Annotated in this window: 22 protein-coding genes, 1 other RNA gene and 1 other annotated feature; of the genes, 5 read left to right on the forward strand and 18 right to left on the reverse strand. The window is 43.5% G+C overall.

All coding sequences use genetic code 11. The features are described from left to right. The first annotated feature begins 75 nt into the window (after positions 1 to 75). A complete protein-coding gene (locus tag CSV74_RS13985; RefSeq protein WP_029053741.1) occupies positions 76 to 501 on the forward strand; it encodes a MarR family winged helix-turn-helix transcriptional regulator in 426 nt (141 codons plus the stop codon). 122 nt (positions 502 to 623) lie between these two features. Here the strand turns inward: CSV74_RS13985 and CSV74_RS16675 are convergent, their stop codons facing one another. The 3 genes from CSV74_RS16675 to CSV74_RS13995 all read right to left on the reverse strand — a co-directional run bounded on the left by CSV74_RS16675 (position 624) and on the right by CSV74_RS13995 (position 2,759). Continuing rightward, positions 624 to 800, reverse strand: coding sequence for a hypothetical protein (locus CSV74_RS16675; RefSeq protein ID WP_158231810.1), 177 nt, complete (start codon positions 798 to 800; stop codon positions 624 to 626). A 127-nt stretch (positions 801 to 927) separates the two neighbouring features. Continuing rightward, positions 928 to 1,680 carry an SDR family NAD(P)-dependent oxidoreductase gene (locus CSV74_RS13990; protein ID WP_099692166.1) on the reverse strand — a complete coding sequence of 251 codons (753 nt, stop codon included), beginning with the start codon at positions 1,678 to 1,680 and terminating at the stop codon, positions 928 to 930. Positions 1,681 to 1,760: 80 nt separating this feature from the next. After that, positions 1,761 to 2,759 carry an EAL domain-containing protein gene (locus CSV74_RS13995; RefSeq protein WP_099692167.1) on the reverse strand — a complete coding sequence of 333 codons (999 nt, stop codon included), beginning with the start codon at positions 2,757 to 2,759 and terminating at the stop codon, positions 1,761 to 1,763. Positions 2,760 to 2,982: 223 nt separating this feature from the next. Here CSV74_RS13995 and CSV74_RS14000 point away from each other — a divergent pair, with 223 nt between their 5' ends. Both CSV74_RS14000 and CSV74_RS14005 read left to right on the forward strand, forming a co-directional pair. After that, positions 2,983 to 3,396, forward strand: a complete 414-nt coding sequence (locus CSV74_RS14000; protein WP_232321273.1) for a DUF948 domain-containing protein — start codon at positions 2,983 to 2,985, stop codon at positions 3,394 to 3,396. 5 nt (positions 3,397 to 3,401) lie between these two features. Continuing rightward, entirely contained in the window at positions 3,402 to 3,839 is a 438-nt protein-coding gene (locus CSV74_RS14005) for a DUF948 domain-containing protein (protein ID WP_099677266.1), read from the forward strand. A gap of 193 nt (positions 3,840 to 4,032) precedes the next feature. Here CSV74_RS14005 and CSV74_RS14010 read toward each other — a convergent pair whose 3' ends face one another. From CSV74_RS14010 to CSV74_RS16680, 5 genes are all read right to left on the reverse strand, one after another. Continuing rightward, positions 4,033 to 4,284: a hypothetical protein gene (locus tag CSV74_RS14010; protein WP_099692168.1), complete on the reverse strand. Its 252-nt coding sequence runs from the start codon at positions 4,282 to 4,284 to the stop codon at positions 4,033 to 4,035. Between the two features lie 767 nt (positions 4,285 to 5,051). Then, entirely contained in the window at positions 5,052 to 5,546 is a 495-nt protein-coding gene (locus CSV74_RS14020) for a DUF948 domain-containing protein (RefSeq protein ID WP_233190966.1), read from the reverse strand. A gap of 19 nt (positions 5,547 to 5,565) precedes the next feature. Continuing rightward, the gene (locus CSV74_RS14025) at positions 5,566 to 5,988 is read right to left on the reverse strand and encodes a DUF948 domain-containing protein (protein WP_029053733.1); all 423 of its coding nucleotides are present in this window, start codon (positions 5,986 to 5,988) and stop codon (positions 5,566 to 5,568) included. Between the two features lie 316 nt (positions 5,989 to 6,304). Then, positions 6,305 to 6,436, reverse strand: coding sequence for a protein YhfH (gene yhfH / locus CSV74_RS14030; RefSeq protein ID WP_099627541.1), 132 nt, complete (start codon positions 6,434 to 6,436; stop codon positions 6,305 to 6,307). Positions 6,437 to 6,652: 216 nt separating this feature from the next. After that, positions 6,653 to 6,802 carry a hypothetical protein gene (locus CSV74_RS16680; RefSeq protein ID WP_158231811.1) on the reverse strand — a complete coding sequence of 50 codons (150 nt, stop codon included), beginning with the start codon at positions 6,800 to 6,802 and terminating at the stop codon, positions 6,653 to 6,655. A 321-nt stretch (positions 6,803 to 7,123) separates the two neighbouring features. On the opposite strand from CSV74_RS16680, the gene ilvA reads away from it, so the two are divergent. Both ilvA and CSV74_RS14040 read left to right on the forward strand, forming a co-directional pair. Next, complete coding sequence (ilvA, locus tag CSV74_RS14035; protein ID WP_029053731.1) at positions 7,124 to 8,392, forward strand: threonine ammonia-lyase IlvA; 1,269 nt, start codon at positions 7,124 to 7,126, stop codon at positions 8,390 to 8,392. Between the two features lie 915 nt (positions 8,393 to 9,307). Then, positions 9,308 to 9,850, forward strand: a complete 543-nt coding sequence (locus CSV74_RS14040; protein ID WP_158231812.1) for a GDYXXLXY domain-containing protein — start codon at positions 9,308 to 9,310, stop codon at positions 9,848 to 9,850. Between the two features lie 49 nt (positions 9,851 to 9,899). Here the strand turns inward: CSV74_RS14040 and CSV74_RS14045 are convergent, their stop codons facing one another. The 10 genes from CSV74_RS14045 to CSV74_RS14090 form a co-directional block, all read right to left on the reverse strand. Then, positions 9,900 to 11,318, reverse strand: a complete 1,419-nt coding sequence (locus CSV74_RS14045; protein WP_099692172.1) for an NAD-dependent succinate-semialdehyde dehydrogenase — start codon at positions 11,316 to 11,318, stop codon at positions 9,900 to 9,902. A 14-nt stretch (positions 11,319 to 11,332) separates the two neighbouring features. Continuing rightward, complete coding sequence (locus CSV74_RS14050) at positions 11,333 to 12,100, reverse strand: tRNA threonylcarbamoyladenosine dehydratase (RefSeq protein WP_099692173.1); 768 nt, start codon at positions 12,098 to 12,100, stop codon at positions 11,333 to 11,335. 133 nt (positions 12,101 to 12,233) lie between these two features. Further along, positions 12,234 to 12,414, reverse strand: a non-coding RNA gene (gene ssrS, locus CSV74_RS14055) — 6S RNA. Positions 12,415 to 12,489: 75 nt separating this feature from the next. Next, complete coding sequence (gene aspS / locus CSV74_RS14060) at positions 12,490 to 14,259, reverse strand: aspartate--tRNA ligase (protein ID WP_099692174.1); 1,770 nt, start codon at positions 14,257 to 14,259, stop codon at positions 12,490 to 12,492. A 419-nt stretch (positions 14,260 to 14,678) separates the two neighbouring features. Beyond that, positions 14,679 to 15,941 (reverse strand): histidine--tRNA ligase, encoded by a 1,263-nt coding sequence (gene hisS, locus CSV74_RS14065; protein WP_099692175.1) that lies wholly within the window; start codon positions 15,939 to 15,941, stop codon positions 14,679 to 14,681. Positions 15,942 to 16,015: 74 nt separating this feature from the next. Continuing rightward, positions 16,016 to 16,234: a binding site (T-box leader), on the reverse strand. A 240-nt stretch (positions 16,235 to 16,474) separates the two neighbouring features. Next, positions 16,475 to 16,915, reverse strand: coding sequence for a D-aminoacyl-tRNA deacylase (dtd, locus tag CSV74_RS14070; RefSeq protein ID WP_099692176.1), 441 nt, complete (start codon positions 16,913 to 16,915; stop codon positions 16,475 to 16,477). Between the two features lie 14 nt (positions 16,916 to 16,929). Continuing rightward, complete coding sequence (locus CSV74_RS14075; RefSeq protein WP_029053724.1) at positions 16,930 to 19,128, reverse strand: RelA/SpoT family protein; 2,199 nt, start codon at positions 19,126 to 19,128, stop codon at positions 16,930 to 16,932. A gap of 149 nt (positions 19,129 to 19,277) precedes the next feature. Next, on the reverse strand, positions 19,278 to 19,790 hold the full coding sequence (locus CSV74_RS14080) for an adenine phosphoribosyltransferase (RefSeq protein WP_085130996.1): 513 nt from the start codon (positions 19,788 to 19,790) through the stop codon (positions 19,278 to 19,280). Further along, positions 19,781 to 22,126 (reverse strand): single-stranded-DNA-specific exonuclease RecJ, encoded by a 2,346-nt coding sequence (gene recJ / locus CSV74_RS14085; protein ID WP_099692177.1) that lies wholly within the window; start codon positions 22,124 to 22,126, stop codon positions 19,781 to 19,783. Before recJ ends, CSV74_RS14080 begins: the two co-directional genes overlap by 10 nt. A gap of 433 nt (positions 22,127 to 22,559) precedes the next feature. After that, positions 22,560 to 22,919 carry a LapA family protein gene (locus CSV74_RS14090; protein ID WP_099692178.1) on the reverse strand — a complete coding sequence of 120 codons (360 nt, stop codon included), beginning with the start codon at positions 22,917 to 22,919 and terminating at the stop codon, positions 22,560 to 22,562. Positions 22,920 to 22,989: the final 70 nt, after the last annotated feature.

Genomic DNA, 22,989 nt, shown 5'->3' on the forward strand with positions numbered 1-22,989 from the left:
TATTTCGTATATAATATTGTATGATGAATAGTATATAAGCATAAAGTTTTTTGAAGGAAAAGGAGGTGTTCTTTTTTGACTGAAGAACAGACAATTTTCAATTTGGTACATTTAATGGATCAAGTGACAAATAAAATGCTGATCCGTTTCCAGCAAGAATCCAAGCTGTCCCTAGGAATCTCCCATATTCTTGTATTGCTAGAGTTACATAACAAAGGTGAACAACGTCCTTCTGACTTGGCTGAGACACTAGGCTTCACGCCCGCTTCATTGACGCACTTGTCGTCAAAGCTCATTAAGAGCGAATTTATTACGTTGCGTAATGATGAAGAAGACCGACGAACAAAGTATTGGGAAATAACTCCTAGAGGCCTAGAGATTTTGGGCGAAGCGCAGAAATGCGGAGTAAAAGTGCGTTCGGAGTTCTTTAGTCACTTATCGGAGGCTGAACGAAATAGTTTAGTCCAAATTTACACTAAATTAAATAACACGTTTGTTTGAGAGAAGCTGTTCCGTTGTGGAGCAGCTTTTTGTATTGGTAGAGCTCGTTGCTCGATAGATACGCCCGTGCGCTCTATGGCGTGTGGTATTCGCTCTATCTATGGCCGCGTGCGCTCATACTTTTACCACGAACGCTCTATAGCACGCGCTAGCCGCTCTATCAAACACCGCGTGCGCTCATACTTCCACCACGAACGCTCTATAACACGCGCCAGTCGCTCTATCAAACACCCCATCCGCTCATACTTCCACCACGAACGCTCTATCACACGTGCCATCCGCTCTATCAAACACCCCATCCGCTCATACTCCCACCGGCAAACGCTCTATAACACGCGCCAGCCGCTCTATCACCCCCCCACCCGACCATACTCCTACATACAAAAAAAGACTGCCCCATAAATCAGGACAGCCTCGAATGTTGTTTTAACGTAATTTGATAGACCCACCGTCTACCATCATCGTTTGACCCGTGATGTAAGAAGCGTCTTCGCTCGCTAGGAATACTGCTGTGCGACCGATATCTTTTTCTGGATCGCCTAGGCGTCCAAGTGGGTTTCTCGCAAGAATAGCTTGATAAGATTCCGGATTCTCTTGTCCCCAATGCTCAATGCCTGGTGTTTTGGCAATTGGGGAAATCAGGTTACACGTGATGCCATATTGACCCCATTCATTCGCCGCCACTCTTGTGATCCCGCGGATGGCTTCTTTCGCCGCAGCGTATGAACCTTGGTTCACATCGCCATTTAATCCTGCGCCGGATGAGAAGTTGATCACGGTTCCTTTTGACTCTTTCAAGTGCGGAAGAGCCGCTTGCATCAAGTAGAGCGTTGGATAGAATCCTGTATTGAACGACAGATCTATGTCTTCTTGCGTCATCTCTTCAATAGATTTCATACGTGAAGCATGTGCGTTGTTGACTAAGATGTCCAATTTTCCGAGCTTCGTTACAACTTGCTCGACAATGGAAGGTAATTCTTTTCGAACAGTTAAGTCCGCTTGAAGAAAAATCGATTGCGGAGAGATTTTCTGCAATTTTTCAATCGCTGCGTCGCCTGCTTCTTTGTTTAAGTCAACGATCGCGATAGTCGCGCCTTCTTTAGCGAATGCTGTAGCAATGCCTAACCCGATGCCGCCAGCTCCACCTGTAATGATTGCAACTTTTTTGTCTAATTTCATATGTACCATCTCCTTATTGATTATAGTTTAACATTAAATCAATTTCAGTGTACACTAATTAACCTCGACAACGCGCAAGCCTATATGAAAATTTCTGTCTGTGGAACTGCCGACGGTTTGCCGAATAAATAGCCTTGGAATAGTTGATAACCTTTCGCTTTCAACCATTCAAAATCTTCTACTGCTTCTATTCCCTCTGCTAAAGGAATCGCATCCACCGCCAGTGCTTTATCAAGAAACTCCCCTGCTATAAGCTGCTTAGCAGGATCAGTCGCCACACCTTGCACATACTTAATATCGAGCTTCATGTAGTTCGGTCGAAGGAAAGAAAGTACTTCAGCCGTGTTATAACCTTCCCCAACATCATCGAGGGCATACTCGAATCCTTTTGAATGATAGTACTCCAAAATCGTTTTTAAATGGTCCATGTCTTCCACTTTTTCCGACTCCACTACTTCAAAGATTAAACGGTATGGGTCAATTTCTAATTCGTTAGCTAAAATAATCGTCGATCGCAAGCAAAACTCCGGCGAATAGATAGAGGTTGGAATGAAATTAATGAATGCCTTTTGCGTAATATGTTTGGCATGGCGAACTGCTGTTAGACGACACACTCTGTCAAGAGCATATAATCTACCGCGCTCTTTTGCCGCGGAGAAAATTTCATTCGGATAAATCACTCTACCGTCTTTATGATAGAAACGCGCGAGCAATTCGTAAGCATAAATCTCGAGGTCGGGTGTAACAATAGGCTGATAATGGCTCGTCAATTGTTCATCTTGAATGACTTGATCAATCCACTGCATTTCGACTACGTGCAGGACTTCCGAGAGAGGCCGCCAGTCGGTTTGGTCGAGACGAAATTGAATAGTATCCATTTCTACTGCATGATCGACGCAAAAGTCGTATAATTCTTTTATCCCTTGTTCTTTCACATGAAATGTTTGATCTTCCTGGTTCACCAGCATATGAGCTCGTTTCAAATGATCTTCTATTGATTCGAACAGTGCTGTTTGCTTACAATTTTCAAATGAGACTTCATAATCAATCTCACGGACAATGCAACCTTTGCAAGGCATGTATTTCACCCCTTCAGTATTTGATGTGAAAATCATATCATATTTCAGGTACTTTTCTCACATAGGGGTGTGGAAATATAGTTTTTCTAGTTAAATAGCAGGCCAGTGTTTAGATTACTTTCATTTGTGGAATGACAAGGATATAGAACGTTTACACGTTTTGACGGAAGTTAGACGTTCAAGTTAGAAACGCACTTATTATGTGGAGGTGACTAGATTGAAGGTGCTCTTGTATATTAGTGCCATAGTCGCCGTTGCGGCTTTAGTGGTTATCGCAATTGCTATTATTAAAACAGCCAAAGCGGTCAAAGAAGCAATGACAGATGTAAAAGAAACGATGAAACGTGTGGAACTGAAAGTGGGCGGCATCACGGATAAAGCCGATCAACTCATGACTCAGACGAACCAAATTGCGGATGATGCGAATGCAAAACTGCAATCGGTTGACGGATTGGCGGCTTCAGCGAAAGAACTTCGCGAATCCACCCAGTATGTGCAGAACTCTATCGCTAAAATGGCGGATCAAGTATCAGCGCCTCCTGGCAAGTATGCCAAGTTGATGGAGCAAACGACTGCATTGTCAGAAGTGGCATCAAAAATGTACTACAAGATGAAGCAGAATAACGGAGAGAGGTGAACTTGATGGATTGGGTACTAGGAATAGGCGTATTGCTCATCGGCATCGCGCTAATTATTGTCGCAATCGTGTTAATTAAACCACTTGGAAAGTTGACCGAAGTATTGGAAAGCGTCAAGAAGACGACCGATACCCTACCGTCAACGGTAGCGGAAGTTACGGGTCAGACTCAGCAAATTCTTCATACGACGAATGATACGATTAGTAATGTAAACAAACAGATTTATGAAGTAACACCGGTCTTCCAGATCGTTGGGGATGTCGGCGAAGCTTCACGTGAAGTGACGACTGCCGCACTCGATACAACGATTCGTTTTAAAGATCGTGTAGGAAATGCGAGTGAGTTTGTTCGCGAGAAAGAGTATAAAGGATTGTATGGAGTGGCTACGTTGGCATTTTATTTGATGCAACAACGTAAAGAGCTGAAGAAGATGCGACCATAAGTGGAAGAGCTGTTCAGAGGGTCTTGTAGAGACTTTGTGAATGGCTCTTTTTCTATGATAAGAGGAGAAACCGTTGATTGACGTACTAGGCGGACGCTTTACTACACGGGAGTCGCCATCCGAAACAAAGAACAACTACGTTACGGCACATAAATCTTATAATGCAATTGCCACCGTTCATTCAATTCAATCGTTATTTTTTAATTAATTTTATACTATCTTGCTTACCTTTGAACTTTATAGTGATTCTGTATTCATCGTCCTCATATGTTTCATTATTAACAGTCCCCACTAAAAAGGAAATCGTGTTACCTTCAACTTTTGTCTTCATATCTTCAACATTCCCCGTAATCACGCCATCGTTACCTTCCAATTCAATGTCAATGTTATTTATATCCTCCCGAGATAACTCTAAATCCTTTAATTCGATTTCAACCCAATTCACCTTTTTTCCTCGTACAATATTGGATTGTATATGTAGCTTACATTCCAATACTTTCCCTCTCCATAAAAAACTACTTCATCAGAAACTACTTTTTGTGTGGTGGATGCACAAGCCGTTAACACGAGTATAAGAATAATGCTTACTATCCCTTTACACTTCATAATTAAACCCCTTTTTTGAAAAAGTTTATTTCATACTCACACTTTTCCCCCCTTACACTAACCATCCTATTCACATAATTGAGATGTAGTCTCTACTATTAGAATCCAAGTGTAAAAGCAAGAACTAGAAAAATCACTATACCTACACTTCGGGTAATCCATCCATTTATAGTCCAATTCCCCCTATGAGGATCCATTCTGCTCCAAATCATAAAAGCAATTATTAAAAAAGAAATAAACAATACCCAATTTGTCCAAACGTTATTAAAGTACTGTAAAGCCATAAAGCTAATTATTGCGTTTACAACAACAACAAAGACGGCATTTAGTATCAAGCTTAAGAGAAATGGTTTCCCCTGCTTACATATTCTTTCGCTAACGCCATATGAATACTTCCATTAATTGTTAATTGTCAATATTATAACACCCATCATTAATTTGATTATAAAATTTCTACTTTTTAAAATCGTGTAAGTTAATCTACCTGACATAGTTTTACTATTCATACTCAAAAATTTAACACTCGCCTGAACACAACACCCCAAAACCTAAAAAAAGACTGAAGGTCAAGCCCGATTGGGATTGATCTTCAGTCTTTTTCATCACTTAAAATGACGCATTTTCTGGTGCTGGTAACTTTTTTTGTGGGCGACCTTGTTCTGCACGATCCTTAGCAGCGCTCACAGATTGCTTGCGCTTCTTAAAGATGTAATAGCCTAACATGGCTGAGCCGTAGATGTTACCTAGTTTCTTGTTTTGCTCTGATGTGTCCTTGTGGTCTCCTTTTTGTTGAACAGAAGACGACACGTCCACTAACGAAGAAGTAAGTTGGTGTGTAGATTCTCCAAGGTCACCGATTACTTTGAACAATGGAGTCAGGTTTTCAATCTTAGTATTGATATCTGCTAATGAATCATTACTGTTTTTAATCAAATTTCCAGTTTCGTCCAATATACCGTCAAGTTGTTTCGGAAGCGCTCCTACTGTCTCATCGACGTCGTGCAGGATATTTCCGACTTGTTGTAATACCTTAGCGAAATAGATAGCTAAAATAACGAAGGCGATACCGATGAGTATGACGCCAATTCCAACGAGATCCATTTTCATACCTCATTTCCATTTACGTATTTTTTAAACTCTTCTTACCGCGTTGCCATGAATCGTAAACTTGGACACCAAACTCTCCATATTGAATGGCTTGAACGAATTTTTCCGTTCCTGGAAGAGAACCATCCTCTTCAAATTGTCTTGTCCGCTTGTTTATTTCTTCACTCAAGTACTGGCTTGAACGTCCGATATTTTCAATAGAAGAAAATAGAGGTGTCGTTGCAGCGAGTTTCACTTGAACATCTGTCGCCAGTTGTTCAGTCTCATTTAAAGTTCCATATAATTGCTCAATGCTCTTGTCGAGCTCTGCCTCTACCCCTTTTACTGTTCCCATAACTGTCAGCAATAAGTTCGAAGACTTCGTTAGTAACAATGAAAGGTAGATGGCGACAATCAATACCGAGATTGCGATTAATAATAAACCAATATACGCCATACACACATCCTCCTCTCTAACAAACTACATACACCTTATCATTCTATACCACTCTCAGTTTTTCTAAAACATTAATCATCCGAAGTTCTGCGATATGAGTGAATGAATTTAATTTTCGTGTGTAGTGAGAGCGAACGGAAACCAATGGTGATCACGAGATTACTACTTCTTATGTTTAATTTATATAGAAAAAGTTCAAACACTAATATGTAGATAGTGGATACACATTCACAGAATTCATTACCTGTAGTGTATGATCTTTCATCTTCAACGCAAAAAATCCTATGCTCCGTATGAGGGAGCATAGGATTTTTTGTTATTCTTCATGTCGTCCGACACAACGCTCGCATTCGTACATTACAGACTCTTGCTTTTCCTTGAACTGGTTCCCACATTCCGTACAAACCTTTTCCACCATTTGTCTTTTCTGCTCTGTGTTCTTTTTCATCGTCCATTCCCCCATTCGTTTTATTGTGATGCGCTGTACTGATACAGCGACTTTTCTTAAGACTAATATATAACAGAGTCGTCAGATTTGTCACTCTTTTCGGACGAAATCTGTTATTTTGCGATGGAATCCAAAAGAGCACGACGAATGAAGGTATTATAAAAGATGAAAATAAAAATGGCATGTCAATATCGAGACATACCATTTCTTTCCCCTTTACATCAGCAATCCGTAAACCATTACAGCTGCGATGATGACAAGAGTTATGACAAACACCGTCCATTGCATATTATCCGGCTTTTCTGGTCTACTATCCCATTTCTGCATGAATAAACGCTTCCTTTCTGGTGTTAGTGTCTCATTCATTAGTTTTCCCTTCTGTTTACGAATTAAACACCACTTATTTGTGTATAATCTAAAGAAATCTACATGTTTTATTTAAATTAATATATGTTTCAACGCTATTCCAAGATAGCAAAAAGCTTCCTTATTACCTAAATGTTTGATCCACTCTATTTGTTGAAAGCCCTTGCCAATCCAGTAAACGCTTACATTAACAGAAAGTTCCCAATAAAGTCACTACTATTAAAATAAACACACAATTTAGAACTTTCGTATGTTCATTCAGTTTTTTTCATGTTATTATGAGTAAACGTTGACTCAATAACGGAGGTTAGATGATAAGTTATGAAGGTGAAAAAAATGGAAACTCCAAGCGTTCAAGTAGAAGATATCTTAATTGCTAATCAGCTACTGAAAGACATCGTAGCTCATACGCCTTTACAGAAAAATGTTCGTCTATCGGAAAAGTATGACTGCCATGTGTATATTAAGCGGGAAGATTTGCAGCATGTCCGTTCCTTTAAATTGCGCGGTGCTTATTATAAGATGAAACGCATCGAAACAGAAGCACGTAAAAAAGGAATTGTCTGTGCGAGTGCAGGAAACCATGCACAAGGCGTAGCGTACGCATGTGCAAAACTGGACATTGACGGCAAGATCTTCATGCCTCAAACAACTCCTAGACAAAAAGTAAATATGGTGAAAATGTTCGGACGCGATCGTATTGAAATTATTTTAGTCGGAGATACGTTCGATGATTGTTTCGAAAGCGCGGTCGAATTGATGGAAAAAGAAAAGCGTATTTTCATCCATCCATTCAATGACAAGGATATTATCGCCGGACAAGGGACGGTAGCTGTTGAGATCATGAACGACATCGAAGAGCCGATCGATTACGTATTCGCGAGTATCGGTGGTGGTGGATTGATGTCAGGAATCAGCACGTACATTAAAAACTTGTCTCCGCATACGAAAATGATTGGTGCAGAGCCAGCAGGTGCAGCGAGCATGAAGGCTTCTATCGACGCGCAAAAGGTCGTACCTCTGGCAACGATCGATAAATTCGTCGATGGCGCGGCTGTCAAATGCGTAGGCAATCTGAATTACGACATTTGCAATAACTATCTCGAAAACACCGTCAGCGTCCCTGAAGGTAAAGTATGTACGGCCATTCTCGATCTATACAATGAACACGCGATCATCGCAGAGCCAGCAGGTGCCCTTCCAATTGCCGCACTCGATTTCTATAAAAATGAAATCAAAGGAAAATGTGTCGTCTGTGTGATCAGTGGTGGAAACAACGATATCGGTAGAATGCAGGAAATCAAAGAGAAGTCGATGATTTACGAAGGCTTGCTGTATTATTTCCTCGTGGACTTCCCACAACGTGCAGGTGCACTACGCCAGTTCCTTGATGGTGTACTTGGACCGGATGATGATATCACGATGTTCGAATATACGAAGAAGAATAATAAAGAGAGTGGTCCAGGTCTTGTCGGAATTGAGATTAAGCACAAGGAAGACTATAATGGCCTGATTGCACGTATGGAAAAGAACGGTTTCCCTTATAAAGAAGTGAACAAGGACAGTACGTTGTTCGGGTTGTTGATTTAATATGAGTACTGCCGTAAAAGTCATCGCGACTTCTTGCGGCAGTTTTTTTTATGGTTACACACATTATAGTGTAGTAATTAGACACCGCTGATTTGCGCTGCTGTGAGTGGTATTTTATTTTGGTTGTGGTTTAAAGTGGTAAAGCAAAACAAGTGATAGCGTACAGTACCCGACTAACAAACGCGTTTGGCGGGAGAGACTAGGCGGCTGCGGGTCTTTGCGACTCTTTGTTGGGACGTTGCTCGATTGGTTGGTGGGTACTGAAGTTAGTAAGTGTCTGCTTTTTGGACCCGCACAGGCACGTGGGGGATTGCCTACAGCCAGGAGCCAGCTGGCAAAGTGCCGCCAGTTGTCTCATGGCCACGGCCTACCCCGCAGTTGTGCCTGCGCTGCTAAGTGGTAGTTATTTAGGTTGTGGTTCTAAGGGGAAGAAGATCCGCGACTTGGTAATACTGATTTTGCACTTTTCGAAATAGAAGTATAGAAACTGCCTTACACTCGATGCAACGAAGGCGCCTGCTGTGGTAGGCGTAGCGAGGAGACAAAGACAGGCGCACTTTCCTGTCTCTGGCTCCTCGCGAAAGCCATCCACCAGCGCTGTAGTGGGGACAATGGACTTGCCACTTACATTGCCAGCTAAACAATAACCTCCTGATCAAACAAGAAACAGAAAATGCACGTGCAAGAACCACAACCCAACAGCGATTCTAATGCACCAATACTAATCTCTAACATAGCAAACCACAATTTTTGCCCATACCCATCCCACACGAATCTATTCACACCAACTATGAAAGGTTTCCGACATAAAAAAACTGGGTAATTAATTACTAAAACACATATAAATGGCACATGCTATCTGTACATAAGAAGAATACTTTTTATGAAAACTGCAGAAAAGGCGGTGACTCTAATATGGGCCCCAAACATAGTAAATTCAGTATATCCATACTCTTCATAATTCCCCTGCTCATCTTAGCTAGTCTCACGATTCCTCACTTCACAACGATTCAAAACGGTGCGGATGTTTATCTTCAATCGGAAACGATCACCGAGCAAGATGCGACCGAAAATTATGTTATGCTTCGCTACGACGTTGAAAAAGTACCAAAAGAACGTATGACTCCTAGTTTAGTGACAGCATTAAAAAAACCGGATGACCTCGGTCAGACACGGGTATTTGGCGTATTGGAACAAAAAGACGGTGTCTCTGAATTGGTTTCGTTGAGCGACAAAAAACCCGCTGAAGGTGTCTATTTAATGGGCTGGCTGGCACAGACGACCGATCGAGAGTATCGTCAAAACGATCATTACATCGTGAATTTCGGACTGGATCGCGTCTATGTTCCCGAGTTTGGCCACCGTGTTGCGGCAGACAGTGTGCAAGATCGAACGATGACAGCGCATTTTAAAGTACTTGACGGCAATAGCATTTTGCGCGAATTCCAAACCAATTAAAAGAAGCAAAAAGGAAGAGTACGGCTCTCCCTTTTTGCTTCCTTTTGCATTATAAACCTAGTGAGATATATTTTACTTCTAAATATTCATCCATACCTTGATGACCGCCTTCACGTCCAAGGCCACTTTGTTTAAAGCCGCCAAACGGAGCTTGTGGTGCTGACGGCAAGCCATCATTCAAACCTACGATACCATACTCTAATGCTTCACAAATCTGAATACCTCGTGTGATGTTCTCCGTGAAGACGTATGCCGCTAGTCCAAACACTGTATCATTCGCTCGCTCAATAACTTCTTCTTGTGTCTCAAACGTCGCAATTGGCAATACCGGACCGAATGTCTCGTCCTCCATACAAAGCATATCATCCGTTACACCTTTTAAGACAGTTGGTTGATAGAATAACCCCTCAATATGTTCGCCACCAGTGACGACTGTCGCTCCTTTGGATTTCGCATCTTGCACATGCTCATCCACTTTATCGATTGCATCCTGGTCAATTAACGGACCAATCTCGACGCCTATTTCTTTGCCGTCGCCGACTTTCAATTTCTTCGTTTTCTCTGCAATGCGCGTTGTGAATTCCTCCGCGATCGATGAATGAACATAAATACGGTTCGCACAGACACACGTTTGTCCGGCATTACGGAATTTCGCTGCGATAACGCCATCTACTGCTTTATCAAGATCCGCGTCCGCCATAATAATCGCTGGTGCCTGTCCGCCGAGTTCCAATGAAATCTTCTTCATCGTATCGGCTGCACCTTTCATCAACGTCTTACCGATTTCAGTAGATCCTGTAAACGTCAACTTGCGCACACGACCGTCTTCTTGCCACGCCTCTGCAATTTCACTCGCACTGCCCGTTACGATGTTAAGCACACCGTCCGGAATACCCGCTTCTTGTGCAAGCTCTATTAAACGAATCGCAGTTAACGGAGTCTGAGAAGCCGGCTTCATGACGACCGTACAGCCTGCAGCAAGCGCGGGACCAACTTTACGCGCAATCATAGCCGCTGGGAAGTTCCATGGCGTAATCGACGCGATGACGCCGACTGGTTGCTTGTGTACAAACATTCGCTTATTGGATTGCGTAGCTGGAATAGTTTCACCGTAAATCCGCTTGCCTTCTTCTGCAAACCAACTGATATAGCCATTTGAATAACGCATTTCACCAAGCGCTTCCGCTAACGGCTTCCCTTGCTCAGTCGTCATCGTTTCGGCTACGCTCTCTTCATTTTTCTCAATCAACGCATGCCATTTCATTAAATACGCACTGCGTTCATACGCCGACAATGCGGCCCAGTCTGAAAAAGCCGCAGAAGCCGCGTCGACCGCTTGTTTTGCTTCCGCTTTGCCGCCTTTAGGTACAGCACCGATCGTCTCACCCGTTGAAGGATTCACTACTTCGATTTGCGGTAAATCCGCACCAAATCGTTTTCCGTTAATGATCATTTCAGTTGATTTCATATTCAACCACTCCTTTATTTAGCATCATTGACACGTTCGACGGGAATATCTGCCACTATATCATTTAATACCCAACTGGCGAGAATTAAACCTGCGACCGATGGACAAAATGCGTTAGAAGCTGGAGGCATTTGTGCTTTTCGGATCGATGCATCGGCGTTCCCAACCGTTTCAAGGACGTCTTCCCGTACAACAATGGGGCTTTCATCGGAAAACACGACAGGCACACCTTTAGGAATTCCAAGCTTGCGCAAACGAAGACGCATCACTTTTGCTAATGGATCCGTATGCGTTTTCGAAATATCTGCAATCCGGAAACGGGTCGGATCTGTTTTATTGGCAGCTCCCATACTCGAGATCACTTTAATACCACGCTCGACACATTGCTGGATCAGATGAATTTTATAGCTAATCGTATCCGATGCGTCGATCACATAATCGGGCTTATATGAAAAGAATTCTTCAGACGTTTCCTCCGTGTAGAACATATGTAGATCGATCACTTCACACTCTGCGTTAATATCCGCAATCCGTTCTTTCATGACGGCTGATTTCGAACGTCCTACCGTCGACAAATAGGCGACTAGTTGGCGGTTGATGTTGGTGACATCAATCGTGTCTTTATCGACCAAAATAATACGTCCAACCCCAGTCCGCGCGCACGCCTCAGCTGCGAATGAACCGACTCCACCGACACCTAAAATCGCCACTGTCTTACCTTTCATTCTTTCTACGCCTTCTTTACCAATCGATAATTCGTTTCTCGAAAATTGATGTAACATCTATACCGCATCCTTTATGATTAATTGTATTCACTCTATCCTAAAACAGTCACCTGCACTCGCGCAACTAACTGAATTTTAGACAATAAAAAACCTTCTCGCTTTAGCAAGAAGGTGAATTGTTGTGAGAAAGTGAAATCCCGACTGTGCCGTCTTTGAATATCGCTTTGAACCCGCTAATAGCAGGTGGGTGTCCTGTATAACTCTTTTGGCGTCCCGATTAAAGGCATGTCATCCAAGCTATAACGTTGAACTCCCGACGATAAGATGTTGGGTCAAAACTAATTTACAAATGACGAACACTTCAGGATTTCTACTAACTTCATCTTATCATAAGTGTTTTTATAATTCAATCTATTTTAATGAAGTCTTTAAAAATAGTTGTTTACTCACTTTTTTACGGGTTCAGCGACTACTTTAATCCCGAGTTCTTTCAACTGTGCATCGTCAACAGAACTTGGTGCTTCTGTTAATAGATCACTTGCACTAGCTGTTTTAGGGAACGCGATCGTGTCACGCAAGTTTGTAGAACCTGCAAGCAACATCACGATACGGTCTAGACCGAACGCGATTCCGCCGTGCGGAGGTGTTCCGTATTCAAACGCATCCAACAAGAATCCAAATTGCTCACGTGCTTGCTCCTCTGTGAAACCAAGTGCCTTGAACATTGCTTCTTGTACATCACGTTGATAAATACGCAATGATCCGCCACCTAGTTCATAACCGTTCAACACTAAGTCATACGCTTGTGCTTTTACAGTTTCTGGGCTAGTTTTCAATTCTTCTACATCAGCCGGCATAGTGAATGGGTGATGCGCTGCATAATAACGGCCATCTTCCTCATCGTACTCAAATAACGGCCAGTCCGTTACCCACAGGAAGTTATACTGAGACTGATCAATCAAGTCTAGTTCTTTTCCAAGCTTCAGACGTAACGCGCCTAATGAATCGGCTACTACAGACTTCTTATCTGCTCCGAATAAGAATAAATCTCCAGGTTCTCCGCCGCCAGCTGCCTTAAGCGCCTCGCCAACTTCTCCGTCAAAGAATTTCGCAATCGGGCCATTGAAGCCGTCTTCCGTCACTTTCAACCACGCCATACCTTTTGCGCCATACACTTTGGCAAACTCGCCAAGTGCATCGATATCTTTACGAGAATACTGATCTGCTGCACCTTTAACGTTGATTAGCTTCACCTGTCCACCCGCTTCAACTGCGCCAGCGAATACTTTGAATGAAGAGTCTTTGACAATCTCAGATACATCTGTCAATTCCATTCCGAAACGAGTGTCCGGCTTGTCTGAACCAAAACGCCCCATTGCTTCGTCATATGGAATGCGCTTAAACGGCGTTTCAACATCTACTTGTTTGACGTCCTTCATTACTTTCTTAATCAAACGTTCGTTTAGTTCCAAAATTTCTTCGATCGACATGAAACTCATTTCCATATCGATTTGCGTGAATTCTGGTTGACGGTCTGCACGTAAATCTTCATCGCGGAAACAACGAGCGATTTGGTAGTAACGATCGAAACCGGATACCATCAATAACTGCTTAAACAACTGTGGTGACTGTGGCAATGCATAGAATTCACCTTCGTGAACACGGCTTGGCACTAAATAGTCACGTGCGCCTTCTGGAGTCGATTTCGTCAGAATCGGTGTTTCCACTTCCAAGAATCCTTCATCATCCAAGAAGTTACGTACTGTTTTCGTAATATCTGAACGCATTTTGAAAACTTTTGCTAGCTCAGGGCGACGCAAGTCTAGGTAACGATACTTCAGACGCGTTTCTTCGCCTACATCCGTTTCGTCTTCGATTGTAAATGGTGGGTTTTTCGCTTCGTTGATGACTTTCACTTCAACAACTTGGACTTCGATTGCACCTGTTGCGATGTTTTTATTCTTCGTACGCTCTTCACGTTCGATGACGAGACCCGTAACTTCGATGACGTATTCGTTACGCAATGTTTCAGCGATTTCGAGTGCTTCTTTTGAGATGTCCGGATTGAAGACTGTCTGAACGATGCCTGCGCGGTCGCGGACGTCGATGAAGATTAGTCCGCCGAGGTCACGGCGCTTCTGCACCCAGCCTTTGAGCGTGACTTCTTCTCCGATTTGTAGTTCTGATAAGTTCCCACAATAATGTGTGCGTTGCATAGTAGCTACACTACCCTTCTGATGTTTGAGTTTGTATTTTGTAATTCGAATAAAAATAGCGAGTGTTAATTAGTGTTGTGCATGGGATTTCCGCTTCAGAGGGGACGCTTTCCCGAGGGCCCGCGGTGAGCCAACCAGGTCGCTGTGCTCCCTTTGGTTGTCTCGCCTGTCGGGCTGATCCTCCGGGAGTCGCCCCTCTTACGCTCCAATCCTAAGTACAGACTATGATTAGTTAGTGCCTTCATTGAAATTCATAAGTGACTCAGCTTGTTGCTTCTTAAATCTTTTAAATTCAAATGCAAGAACAGAAACAAATTACGTCCCACTTATTAAGTAGGGATTGGAGTGCAGAGCGGCTACTCCCGCAGGAAAGCGTCCGCTCGGAACGGAAATCCCCATGACGTTTCCCTGTTCACGTTTTACTTCTTCAATTCCCCGATCAATTCTTCAACCGAAACTTTTTTCTGTTCGCCGTCCGCCATGTTCTTTAGCTGGACGACGTTTTCGTTCACTTCGTCTTCGCCAATAACGATCACGTGGTGCGCTTTTAGGCGGTCGGCGGACTTCATTTGTGCCTTCATCTTACGGTCCATATAGTCCATCTCGCTGCGTAAACCGTTCTCGCGTAGTTTGCCAAGAATTTCAAAGCCTTTTTCTCGTGCTGCGTCGCCAAGTGTGACGATGTAGACGTCTAGTGAAGGTTCGTCGGTGAAGGACTTTTCTTCCGCTTCAAGTGCTAGTAATAGGCGCTCGATGCTGAGAGCAAAACCGATACCTGGTGCTGCCGGGCCGCCGATTTCTTCAGCAAGTCCGTTGTAACGTCCGCCGCCACATAGTGTTGTGATCGCGCCGAATCCTTTAGACGTGCTCATGATCTCGAATGCAGTGTGATTGTAGTAATCCAGACCACGTACAAGATTCGGATCGTATTCGTACGCGATGCCTGCGATGTCCAAATAGTTTTTCACTTTCTCGAAGTACGCGCTTGATTCTTCATTGAGATAATCAGCTAATGAAGGGGCTGTTTTCATCAATGGGTGTTCTCTATCCACTTTACAGTCCAAAATGCGCAATGGATTTTTCTCCAGACGGTTTTGGCAGTCTGAACAAAATTCCCCAATGTTCGGGCTGAAGTGCGCAATCAGCGCTTCGCGGTGTGCGTCGCGTGATTCTTTGTCGCCAAGTGAATTCAGTACGAGTTTGATATCCGACAAGCCGGTTTTCTTATAAATATTCATTGCCAACTCGATTACCTCTGCATCGATGGCTGGATCATCACTGCCAATTGCCTCTACGCCGAACTGGACGAATTGACGGTAACGGCCAGCTTGTTGACGCTCATAGCGAAACATCGGACCTGTGTAGTATAGCTTCACAGGCTGATCTGCATAGCCAAACATCTTGTGCTCGACGAATGAACGCACAACAGGCGCTGTACCTTCTGGGCGCAACGTCATCGAGCGATCTCCTCGATCCGTGAATGTGTACATCTCTTTTTGCACGATATCTGTCGTATCACCGACTGTGCGTTGGAATAATTCCGTTTGCTCGAAAATCGGTGTGCGGATTTCCTTGTAATTGTAGACATCACAAATCGAACGAGCGATCTTTTCAACGCGCTGCCACTTCCAGGAAACATCAGGAAGAATATCCTGCGTACCGCGGGGGACTTTAAAATTCATTAGTAAAACTCCTTTCGATCATCTAATAACGGGCGAACTTTCTGAGAACACAAAAAAGCTCCCATCCCTAATAAAACAGGGACGAGAGCTTGTAGCTTCCGCGGTTCCACCCAAATTGACACAAAAGTGCCCACTCGAATCCGGATAACGGCCGGTTCCGTCCACGCCTACTAATTTCAGCATGAATCCTCCGTGGTGTTGTTCGCTTTACGGTTCTGTCAGGGAATTTCAGCCAAGTTCCCCGTTCTCTTTCCAGCCTGTAGTAAAGGTATTTTCCACATCATCGGTGTATGAATTAATTCGATTACTATCTATGTTAGTCGTAACCGCTAATACTGTCAACTTGTTTGATGAATTAAGTATGAAGATCAGAACTAGCAAATGCTCATAGAAAACGTACATCCGCTCTATTACCATACATAAGCGCTCTATGACACGTCGCAACCGCTCTATCGCACCAGCTATCCGCTCATAGACTCGCGGCGAGCGCTCTATCACACCCCGCAACCGCTCATTTACCCCAATCCAACCACTTACCTAGACTCAACCATCAACGTCACAGGACCATCATTCGTCAACTGCACGTCCATCATCGCACCAAACTGTCCTGTTTCCACGTGAAGTCCATGACCGCGTAGCTGTTCATTGAAGTATTCCCACAAAGGTTCTGCTACATCGGTTTTCGCCGCCTCGATAAAGCTTGGACGACGCCCTTTTTGTACGTTGCCATACAAAGTAAACTGGGAAACCGACAGAATCGCGCCATCGACTTCTTTAATTGAACGATTCAATTTCCCTTCGTCATCTTCATAAATACGCAAGCCGGCGACCTTATTGGCAATATAGTTGGCATCTTGTTCGGTATCGTCATGCGTGATGCCGACAAGCAACACATAGCCAGTTGAAATAGAGCCTGTAATTTCTCCGCCAACTGTTACGGAAGCATCTTTCGCACGCTGTAATAATACTCGCATGTTCACACCTCCTATTAGTTCATAACCCGTTCTACGGAATACACATCTTTGATCTGTTTGATTTTATCGACAGTGCGTTGCAAATGCGTGATGTTTTGGATCTTGATCGACATATGGATATGCGCGATATCATCTTTATCCGCTTTGCCACTTACTGCGATAATCGGCGTATTCATATCCGCCACGACCATCATGACTTCATTGAGCAACCCTTGTCGATCGAATGCGGAAATTTCAATATCAACCTGGAATTCTTTGCGAACTTGATCGTCTTGCAATGCCCATTGGACTTCAATGATACGCTCTTGCTGTCCTTGTTCAGACAAAACGTTCGGACAATCGGTACGGTGAACGGAAACGCCTCGGCCACGTGTAATGAATCCAACGATTTCATCTCCTGGTACTGGGTTACAGCACTTCGAAATACGAATCAGCATATTGTCGATGTCTTTGACAATTACACCGGACTCCGTCGATTTCTCTGGCTTTGGTGTTTGAATTTCTGAGACGATTTTATCAATCGTTTCTTTCTTCACGCGTTCTTTGCGCATTCTCTCAGCTAGTCGATTGACTACTTGTTGTGCGGTTATGCCGCCAGAACCAACCGCTGCGTAAAGGTCTTCTTCAGAAGTGAAACTGAATTTATCAATAGCACGCTGCATATTTTCATTACTTAACGCTTCTTTGATATCATACTCTTCTTCTTTCAATTCTTTCTGAATCATCTCGCTACCTTTGTCGATGTTCTCGTCACGCAATTGCTTTTTAAAATATTGGCGAATCTTATTTTTCGCTTGGGATGTATGTGCCAATTTCAACCAGTCACGGCTTGGACCAAATGACTGTTTCGACGTCAAAATCTCGACGATATCGCCTGTCGATAACGACGAATCAAGTGGTACGATTTTCCCATTCACTTTAGCACCGGTCGTCCGGTTACCAATTTCGGAGTGAACACGATAGGCAAAGTCGATCGGTACGGAACCTTGCGGCAATTCGACGACATCCCCGTCCGGTGTAAATACATAGACCATGTCCGAAAATAAGTCGAACTTCAATGACTCCATAAATTCCTGTGCATTGGACGATTCATTTTGAATTTCCAATATTTCACGGAACCAAGTCAGTTTCGAATCAATATCACTGGAAAGCTTTGCGACTTGTTTACCTTCTTTATATGCCCAGTGCGCTGCCACACCAAATTCGGAAATCCGGTGCATTTCTTCCGTTCGAATTTGTACTTCGAGCGGATCTCCTGCGGGTCCAACAACTGTCGTATGAATGGATTGATACAAATTTTGTTTTGGCATCGCAATATAGTCCTTAAATCGTCCGGGCATCGGCTTCCATAATGTATGGATGATTCCAAGTGCCGCATAACAATCTTTAATGCTTTTTACGACAATACGAACCGCCAGTAGATCATAAATTTCATTGAACTCTTTTTTTTGGATGACCATCTTTTGATAAATAGAATACAAATGCTTGGGTCTGCCGTGAATTTCTGCAGCGATCCCCATTTCATCCAGTTCGACGCGCATTTGGTTCATGACGTCTTTCAAATATTGTTCACGTTCTGTCCGCTTTTGCTTCATGAGATTCACGATACGGTAATATTGTTGGGGATTGGAATAACGCAACGCAATATCTTCGAGTTCCCATTTGATCGTGGAAATTCCGAGACGGTGAGCGAGTGGAGAGAAGATTTCTAATGTTTCTTCCGATACACGACGTTGCTTCGCTGCCGGAACATGTTTCAGTGTACGCATATTATGCAGGCGGTCTGCAAGTTTGATTAAAATGACACGGATATCCTGTGCCATCGCAATAAACATTTTGCGGTGGTTTTCCGCTTGCTTTTCTTCATTGGATCTAAATTTCAATTTATCGAGCTTCGTCACACCATCAACGAGCATTGCAACTTCATCACCGAATTCACGGATAATATCTTCGCGGCTAATATCCGTATCCTCCACCACATCATGCAAGAAGCCGGCTGCGACCGTTTCTGGATCCATTTGAAGACCCGCCAAAATGCCTGCGACTTGAATTGGATGGTTAATATATGGTTCACCTGAAGTCCTAAACTGCCCTTCGTGCGACTTTTCAGCCATCACATATGCCCGCTTAATGAATTCGACGTGTTCTTCGTTCATATATTTCGCGACCAAGTCGTATATGTCTTGTTCTGTCAGGTCTTGATTTTTCGCCATTGACTTACCCCTTTCAACCTATTTCGTAAATATTTAGATAATAATTTTTAGTAGTATATGTATAATATCACCTATATGTAAAGCGAATCAAACCCAGTGCCTATATTTATATAGCAAGAATCCTCCGCATTAAGCGAAGGATTCTCCAATCAGTACGTAATTAATGCCTTAATGTTTTCATTCGTCAACTTTTCGCGACCGTTCAAGTACGATAGTTCGATTAAGAATGCACAGCCAGCTACTACACCGCCTAGTTTCTCGATCAATTCGACTGTTGCGCCGACTGTACCGCCAGTTGCAAGTAAATCATCGACAACGAGTACACGTTGGCCGGGCTTGATAGCATCTTTATGAATCGTTAATTCATCTTGTCCATACTCTAAGTCATAAAAGACCGAGATCGTTTCGCGTGGTAATTTGCCAGGCTTACGGACCGGTGCAAAACCGATTTCAAGCGCATAGGCAACAGGACATCCGATGATAAAACCGCGCGCTTCTGGCCCCACGATAATATCTACGTCCAATCCCTTCGCATATTCGACAATTTGGTCTGTCGCATATTTATATGCTTCTCCGTTATCCATAATCGTCGTGATGTCTTTAAAGCTGACACCCGGTTTCGGATAATCGTCTACAGTCGTTACAAACTTTTTTAAGTCCACAGTTTTTCCTCCTCAACAGCTTCCGTCTCGCGTAAAGAGTCGAATACTTTCTTTAAGTCCTGATACGGAGCATAAAGCAACAACTCTTCCAGCTTGATTTGCTGTTGGCGTTTTTTATACGATGGCGCTTCTGCCAAATCACGTTTGTCTGCAGAAGTGAGCATCGTCACCTTACCATTCTCTAGTGTAACAAATTCTAGTTCATAAAACACTTTTGTCATGAACTTTATCATATCTTTTTTCCAACCTTTATGTTTAGAAAGCATATCGATTTGATTGTACAGATCAAATGTCTCACGTTTTTTCAAAAAGCTGTAATACCAACCAAATTGTTGACGATCTGGCATCTTTTCAAAGTACATCGAATCATGCACATGCAGGTGAAGATACACTCGGTTGGCAAGCGTCTTTTCCATCACTTGCTTCAACTGTTCTTTGGCCTGTGGCATATCGAGTAATACGACAGCAGAAGACGGGTGAAGTTCATCGCGTCCTATTAAAGAAATCGGTATTTCTTTGAAGAATGGCGCGAAATGTTGGATGGCTTCTTCACTAAATGCAATAAACTGTGCTTGATCTGGAATCAGTGGCAACCATCTAGCAGGCTCCCGAATTCCACGATAATCGAACAACTGCCACTCGTCACATTTCACATCTTCTACAAGTAACTGTGCTTTCTTGTTACCATTCCATTCATTGATCTGCAAATCACCCGTCAAACTAAGCTTACTTTGCGGCGCCATTTCGTCCGCCAATGCTCCCGCTCCGAAAAATATCGCATCTAGACGTTCACTACGATCGCCCATTTCAAGCTTTAAATGATCTTTCGCTGAACCGATTTTACGGACAGAGATCGTGTCGAGCTGCTCTAATAAGAAAACTGGCTTCGGGAATCCCATACCAAACGGCCGGATTTTCTCGAGCGCTTCGATGGAGGCGATATCAATTTCATCTAAAGCCAGTGGCACATCGATGGATAAAATGGGCTGTAAATCTTCTTCCGTCAATACTTCCTTCGCCTGTTCATTCAAATTTGAACGCAATAATTCGACGTCCTCTATTTTCAATGACATCCCGGCAGCCATCGCATGTCCTCCGAAATGTGGCAGAATCGACGCATTCTTCGACAGTTCCTTATACAAATCAAAACCTTCAATACTGCGCGCAGAACCTTTCGCAATTCCTGTTTCACGATCAAGCGACAAAATGATGGATGGACGGTAGTATTTCTCCGTCAGTCTCGACGATACGATACCGACAACACCCGGATTCCAGCCTTCACCTTCTATGACCAACACGTGAGGCACATGATCGCCATAACGGATTTCCACTTGCTCTTGCGCTTCTTTCGCGATTTCTTTCACTAATTGTTGCCGTTCTTTATTCAAATCATTCAATTCTTCCGCGATTCCTAGTGCTAGCTGCTCATCTTCCGCCTTTAATAAATCGACCGCTGGATCCGCATCGCCAAGTCGGCCTGGAGCATTCAGACGAGGGCCGATCGTGAAGCCAATCGTTTCTTCTGATAAAGCGCTTTGCTCATGACCACTCACTTGCATCAACGCTTTAATGCCAGGACGCTGTGTGAGACGTAATCTGCGGATACCTTCTTTCACCATATAACGATTTTCATCTTCTAACGGAACCAAGTCTGCGATGGTGCCGATCGCTACGAATTCTAGCAAGTCGAGCGGTGGTTCTCCAAGTAAAGCAGAAGCGAGTTTGAATGCCACTCCTACACCTGCGAGTTCTCCAAATGGATAATTACCTTCCGGATGACGTGGGTGAATGACCGCATCCGCATCAGGTAGTACGTCGCCCATTTCGTGGTGATCAGTTACGATAATCGTCATCCCAAGCGACTTCGCGAATGCGACTTGTTCGATGCCTGAAATTCCGTTGTCTACGGTGATAAGGACTTCTGTGCCTTCTGTATGTAGTTGTTCAAAATAGTCGCTGTTCGGTCCGTAGCCATGTTCGAAACGGTTCGGAATAGCGAAGTTCACTTTTGCACCGAGACGTTCGAGCGCTGTCGTTAGCACGGTAACGCTTGTTACGCCGTCGGCATCATAATCTCCATATATTGTAAGTTGTTGCTGTGTATCGATTGCATGTTGGATGCGATCGACAGCTTTTTGCATGTCATGTAATAAAAATGGGTCATGCAAGTTGGACTCGTCCATGTACAAGTACGCGTTTGCTTGTTCGCTTGTGGTGATTCCGCGTGCGACGAGAATTTTTGTCAGCATCGTGGAAAGGTTCAAGTCCTTCGCGAGCTGGTTGACGAGTTCTTCGTCTGGCCTATCGATTTGCCATCTCTTTTTGGATTGTATCAATGCTTTCACATCCTCTGTTCTTATTATAGCGAATGTGGATGGAGACTGAAAGGAAACGATATGCGAAGATTGGGAGTGGGATGGCGCCGTTGATCTGCGTTCCAGGCGGACGCTTCCCATGGGCCCGCGGTGAGCTAATCCATCGGGAGTCGCCACCTTCCACTCCGATCAACTACTGTCGTTTTCTTTCTATGCGACGTGAGGGATTGCCTTTCGACATAAGACAACTGATTGGATAATACGTAGCTTACTTTTTAGACTAAATAAAGTCCTGTTTTATGTTCATATAAAGAAAAGCACCTAACAAAACCACAACGAGAGCCACTTATTACGGACCCAAGCAAAATACCGTAACACTGTCGCATCCCCCCCTTAACAACGAACAAAAAACCACAGCAAGTCGCATATCACGACCTGCTGTGGCAACACGTATTCAATACAACTCTTTCGGAGGAATAATCTCCGCCTGAACCAACGGTGGTTCCATCAACGCATCGATACGCTCCTCCATCTCTTGCATCTGCTTACGCTGCGCTGCCAACTCCTCTTCCTTCATATGCAACTTCTTCTCCAACTCCTTCACACGTCGACCACTTCTATACGACTTATAAATAGCAAAGAAACCACTAATAATCGCGCCTAGCAATGCCGAGCCAAGAATAATTAGCACAAGTGGGATCATCTCTGTACCAAAGAAGTAATTCACCGGTACGGACTCCACATTAAACACTGCAAATACCGCGATCAATACAGCAAATAACAAACCGACTAAAACAGTCCATTGAAATTTCATATGCATCATTCCTCCATTCAAAAAAAGCAGGATATACCGAAGTATACCCTGCTCTTTATATAGTTCAAAC

It is taken from the genome of Sporosarcina sp. P19 (assembly GCF_002743165.1).
Taxonomy (GTDB): domain Bacteria; phylum Bacillota; class Bacilli; order Bacillales_A; family Planococcaceae; genus Sporosarcina; species Sporosarcina ureae.

Bases quoted from the DNA above. Each gene is read 5' to 3' on its own strand.
- CSV74_RS16675 (WP_158231810.1), bottom strand. From the start codon at position 800: ATGGGGTGTTTGATAGAGCGGATGGCACGTGTGATAGAGCGTTCGTGG.
- CSV74_RS13990 (WP_099692166.1), bottom strand. From the start codon at position 1,680: ATGAAATTAGACAAAAAAGTTGCAATCATTACAGGTGGAGCTGGCGGC.
- CSV74_RS13995 (WP_099692167.1), bottom strand. From the start codon at position 2,759: ATGCCTTGCAAAGGTTGCATTGTCCGTGAGATTGATTATGAAGTCTCA.
- CSV74_RS14005 (WP_099677266.1), top strand. From the start codon at position 3,402: ATGGATTGGGTACTAGGAATAGGCGTATTGCTCATCGGCATCGCGCTA.
- CSV74_RS14020 (WP_233190966.1), bottom strand. From the start codon at position 5,546: ATGGATCTCGTTGGAATTGGCGTCATACTCATCGGTATCGCCTTCGTT.
- CSV74_RS14025 (WP_029053733.1), bottom strand. From the start codon at position 5,988: ATGGCGTATATTGGTTTATTATTAATCGCAATCTCGGTATTGATTGTC.
- yhfH (WP_099627541.1), bottom strand. From the start codon at position 6,436: ATGAAAAAGAACACAGAGCAGAAAAGACAAATGGTGGAAAAGGTTTGT.
- CSV74_RS16680 (WP_158231811.1), bottom strand. From the start codon at position 6,802: ATGAATGAGACACTAACACCAGAAAGGAAGCGTTTATTCATGCAGAAA.
- ilvA (WP_029053731.1), top strand. From the start codon at position 7,124: ATGAAGGTGAAAAAAATGGAAACTCCAAGCGTTCAAGTAGAAGATATC.
- CSV74_RS14040 (WP_158231812.1), top strand. From the start codon at position 9,308: ATGGGCCCCAAACATAGTAAATTCAGTATATCCATACTCTTCATAATT.
- CSV74_RS14045 (WP_099692172.1), bottom strand. From the start codon at position 11,318: ATGAAATCAACTGAAATGATCATTAACGGAAAACGATTTGGTGCGGAT.
- CSV74_RS14050 (WP_099692173.1), bottom strand. From the start codon at position 12,100: ATGTTACATCAATTTTCGAGAAACGAATTATCGATTGGTAAAGAAGGC.
- aspS (WP_099692174.1), bottom strand. From the start codon at position 14,259: ATGCAACGCACACATTATTGTGGGAACTTATCAGAACTACAAATCGGA.
- hisS (WP_099692175.1), bottom strand. From the start codon at position 15,941: ATGAATTTTAAAGTCCCCCGCGGTACGCAGGATATTCTTCCTGATGTT.
- dtd (WP_099692176.1), bottom strand. From the start codon at position 16,915: ATGCGAGTATTATTACAGCGTGCGAAAGATGCTTCCGTAACAGTTGGC.
- CSV74_RS14075 (WP_029053724.1), bottom strand. From the start codon at position 19,128: ATGGCGAAAAATCAAGACCTGACAGAACAAGACATATACGACTTGGTC.
- CSV74_RS14090 (WP_099692178.1), bottom strand. From the start codon at position 22,919: ATGAAATTTCAATGGACTGTTTTAGTCGGTTTGTTATTTGCTGTATTG.